Origin of the sequence: Parafrankia soli (assembly GCF_001854695.1) — a bacterium.
In the GTDB taxonomy this organism is placed as follows: domain Bacteria; phylum Actinomycetota; class Actinomycetes; order Frankiales; family Frankiaceae; genus Parafrankia; species Parafrankia soli.
The window spans coordinates 1-3,757 of record NZ_MAXA01000093.1 but is presented as its reverse complement, the minus strand read 5'-3'; the positions used below and the strand labels follow the sequence as shown (position 1 = coordinate 3,757).

5 protein-coding genes are annotated in these 3,757 nt (G+C 71.2%); 4 read left to right on the top strand and 1 reads right to left on the bottom strand.

Annotated features, from left to right (window positions below):
• Positions 1-363: transposase (locus BBK14_RS09705; protein ID WP_198541221.1), on the top strand; the 363-nt coding region annotated here is incomplete at its 5' end.
• Between the two features lie 7 nt (positions 364-370).
• Here BBK14_RS09705 and BBK14_RS09700 read toward each other — a convergent pair.
• Positions 371-1,417 carry an AAA family ATPase gene (locus tag BBK14_RS09700; RefSeq protein WP_275078467.1) on the bottom strand — a complete coding sequence of 349 codons (1,047 nt, stop codon included), beginning with the start codon at positions 1,415-1,417 and terminating at the stop codon, positions 371-373.
• 236 nt (positions 1,418-1,653) lie between these two features.
• Here BBK14_RS09700 and BBK14_RS09695 point away from each other — a divergent pair, with 236 nt between their 5' ends.
• The 3 genes from BBK14_RS09695 to BBK14_RS09685 all read left to right on the top strand — a co-directional run.
• Positions 1,654-2,190 (top strand): hypothetical protein, encoded by a 537-nt coding sequence (locus BBK14_RS09695; protein ID WP_071061199.1) that lies wholly within the window; start codon positions 1,654-1,656, stop codon positions 2,188-2,190.
• Between the two features lie 513 nt (positions 2,191-2,703).
• A complete protein-coding gene (locus tag BBK14_RS09690) occupies positions 2,704-3,084 on the top strand; it encodes a hypothetical protein (RefSeq protein ID WP_020461326.1) in 381 nt (126 codons plus the stop codon).
• Positions 3,085-3,503: 419 nt separating this feature from the next.
• The coding region (locus BBK14_RS09685; protein ID WP_241831343.1) for a transposase at positions 3,504-3,757 on the top strand (254 nt) is incomplete at its 3' end.

Below are 3,757 nucleotides of genomic sequence, written 5' to 3'. Positions count from 1 at the left end.
ACCTGCACACCGTGTCCCGCCCGCGACCAGTGCACCACCTCGAAGAAACACCGCCGGCAGCTCACCGTGCACCCCCGCGACGCCTACCACGCCCAAGCCGACGCCCGCGCCCGGCAGGACACCACCGACTGGCAGGCGAAATACGCGCTGCGGGCAGGGGTCGAGGGCACCATCCGCCAGGGCGTCGCCGTCACCGACCTACGCCACACCCGCTACCACGGCCTGGCCAAGACCCACCTGCAACACGTGTTCTCCGCGGTCGCGCTCAACCTGATCCGCCTCGACGCATGGTGGAACGGCCACCCCCTCGACCGCACCCGCACCAGCCACCTCGCACGCCTCGAACTCACCCACGCCGCATAAGGCCGAATTAGCCAGCAGGGTCGTGGGTGAATGCAAACCCCAGTCCCTCGACCCCGCCCCACGAGGTCGCCGGTGTCAGCAGACCGGCCCGGCACGCCGCGTCGAGCGCCAGCCCGGCCGTCGACCCGTCGACCTCGGCAACTTGGCCGACGACGTCGGTGTCCATCGGCGAGCGCAGCAGCGCGGCGACCTGGACGACGCGCCGCGCCGGCTCTGGAAGCTGAGCCAGCAGTGCCTCGACGAGGTCACGTACGACGACCGGTTCGGGGGCGGCGGCGTCGGACGCCGCAGCGTCGAGCAGCAGCGGCAGCCCGCCGCTGCGCCGCGCCACCTGCTCCGCGCGGGCGGCGGTGGAGGCCGCCGGGTCGAGCGCGGTGAGGTAGTCCCGGACAGCGGCCGCCGCCAGCGGTCGCAACGGCACGGCGTTGACGCTGTCCAGCCGGGACAGCTCACGCATGACGTCGCCGGCCTCGGCGCGCATCGTCGCGATCAGCAGCAGGTGGCTGTCGACGATCCCGCCGGCTACCTGCCGCACCAGCTCGACGGTGTTCGTGTCGGCCCAGTGCAGGTCCTCCAGCACGATCACCAGTGGTTCGGCGGCGGCCGTCAGCACCGCGTCGGCGACCGCGGCCAGGGCGGCGAACCGCACGGCGGCCGCGCTCGCCGCGTCGCCAGGTGCGTCGCAGCTTCCGGCCCCCTCCAGCAAATCCACGGCCGAGGAGATCCTCGCCGGCCGCCCGCCGCGGCGGGCAAGGGCGCGCAGCGCCTGCTGCCAGGGCCACAGTGCCGGAGCGGCATGGTCGGGGAGGCTGTAGCCACGGCCGACCTGCACCGCCGCCGACGCGCCCGCTGGCGGGCTGGTCGGGGGCCTCGCGCCCTCCCGCAACGCCTCTTCCACCAGCCGGGTCTTGCCGATCCCCGCCGGGCCGGTCACCAACACGACACCGCCCCGACCCGCCGCCGCCGTCCGCGCCCGCGAACGCAGCAGCGTCAACTCCTCCTGCCGCCCGACGAACGGGCGATGATCACCGCGCACCCACCAAGGATGAGGCATACCCCGGCCACGCAGGTAGCCGGTTCCGTGCCGAAGTTCCGTACTGGCACTGAGGGACGGGGCCGCCCGGCGCGGGATCGTCGACCACGATCACCGGAACCCGACCGACGCAGGAGGCGCCCGATGGACCTCATCATCCAGCCGATCTTCGGCCTTCCCAACCCACCCAGCACGGCGTGGGTGGACGACGTCCTGTCAGCCGTCCACGACGACGGCGGCGCCTCGTCAGCCGGGCCATGTCGACGAGCGGGGACGACGGCGCACCGGACGGGTTGATCACGCTCTGGCGCGACGCCGGATCCGCGTCGACCGGCCCCGCGGCTCCTGCGGTCGACGCCGGCGGCGGCGTCCGGCTGGGCGCCGGGCGCCGTTACACGGTGACCGGACACTTCGCCGGCGCCGCCACCGGTCCGGCCCGTTACCTGCGGCAGGCCAGCTTCGACGGGCCGCGCACCCCGCGGTGGACCACGGCCTTCGACCGGGCGGGCACCGAGCGGATCTGGCCGGCCGTTCGCGATCTGCCCGGCATCGTCGCGACGCTGGCGGGCCGGGCGGACGACGGCGCCACCGTGATGTACCTGCTGGCCGAGACCGTCGAGGCGCTGGATGCGGCCACCGGGCGGGTCCTGTCGACGTCGTTGCTGCCCGGCGAGGACCCGGCCCTGCTCACCGGCCCGGACCGGGTGGAGGTCCATCGCCTGATGCACGCCGTACTGCCCACCGACATCCCGGGTGCCCAACACGCCGTCCTCCCCACCGCCGGTCCAGCCTGACTCCGACGACCCGGCCGCCAGGAAGAACACGGCATCGACCAAGCCGGCGGGCCCGGTTACAGCCGTCGGGTCCACGCCGCCACGGGCACGCCAGAGAACAGAACATAGATAGCGGTGGGCGTGCCCGTTCCCGCCGGGCCGAGGGGCAGCCGGGCAGGACAACACCCGGCAACCTGCGTGCTAACGCCCCGGCTGATTGACCGACAGGCACCCTGGGCACYGTTCTCCCGGAATACGTACCGTGAAATGCCAGGTAGCCCAGCACAGCGGATGCCAGGTGACACGGAAACCGTGAGCCCGCCGCAGGTAAGGAGGAGAAGACCTCCATGGAGAGAATGCATACCGGGGCCCGGCGGGTGGCGTCGATGGGTGCGACAACCGTCCGAGAGAATCCGACCGAAGAACTCACCGCAGCGAGAACAGACAATGCGAGCACGTGCTCTCACCGTCTGTAGGACCGCCCGCCCGCCGGGCTCGGCTAACAGGCCGCCCACACATCCAGAGGAGAAACCGATGAAGCGCACCGGCAGCTTCACCGTAGGTCTGACCATCCTAGCCACGCTCGGCTTCCTCGATCTTACCAGCATCACGCTGGTCCCGGACCACACGGCGTACGCTGTCATCTACAGCGGACTTGGCTTGATAACGCTCGCCGGGGCCCGCTCGGCGCGGCGTGGCGGACGCCGTGGCCTGAGCGCCGTCGTCGTCTCCCGACTGGTTTCGGTCCTGCTGGGTATCCTGGGGCTCTTCATCGATGACGTGCGGGGATTGGATCTGTACCCGCTCGTGATGACCACTGTGCTCACCCTCGTCGGGATCAAGCTCGCCGCCAAGGTGTTGCGCCAACCGCAGCTCTCGCCGGCCGCACCCGACCCCACGCGGACGCGAGGCTGACGACACCCGACCGGCGGCTTGAGGTGCCGCAGGCTCGGCGGTGCACGGCGGCGATCCCGGCAGTGCGGCACAGCACGGGTCGGACCCTTGAAGAATATCGGCCGAGTGCCGCGAGGGGGGCATTCGACCGACATTCTTCGCCGGAAATGCGCGCCGGGACCAAAGTTCTCGTCACGGTCGGCCCCCGGAGATCCGCGACATCGTCGGGTCGCCCATGTCCCTCTACTACTCTCGACTTTCGCGCTTTTTCTTGATCGTCTGCCGCGAGCGAAGAAGTCGACTGATTGCGCTCGTTGAGCTGGGTCGCATGTTTCCGCGGGTGGCACGGCTCGGTGTGGCGTGCGGGGAAACGAGYAGCCCGCCAGGCTGGTGAGGGGAGCATCGGCGTTTCCTAAACCAGGCTCGAAAGCTGGACGCCGATGCTCCCGGATGTCACGATACCCGTCTCTCTGGCGATGCTGCTGGAGGGTTTCCGGCCGTGTTTCACCGCGCCGACGTTTCGGGTGTTCCGCGCCCTCGTCGTCGGGATGCTGGCGGCGACCGGCCGACGGACGGTGTGCGGCATGCTCGTCGGGGCCGGGCTGTCACGGACCTGGCCGCACGACCGGGCGCACCGGTTCTTCGCCGCTGCCCGCTGGGACCCCAACCAGCTCGGTCTGGCACTCGCCCGTCT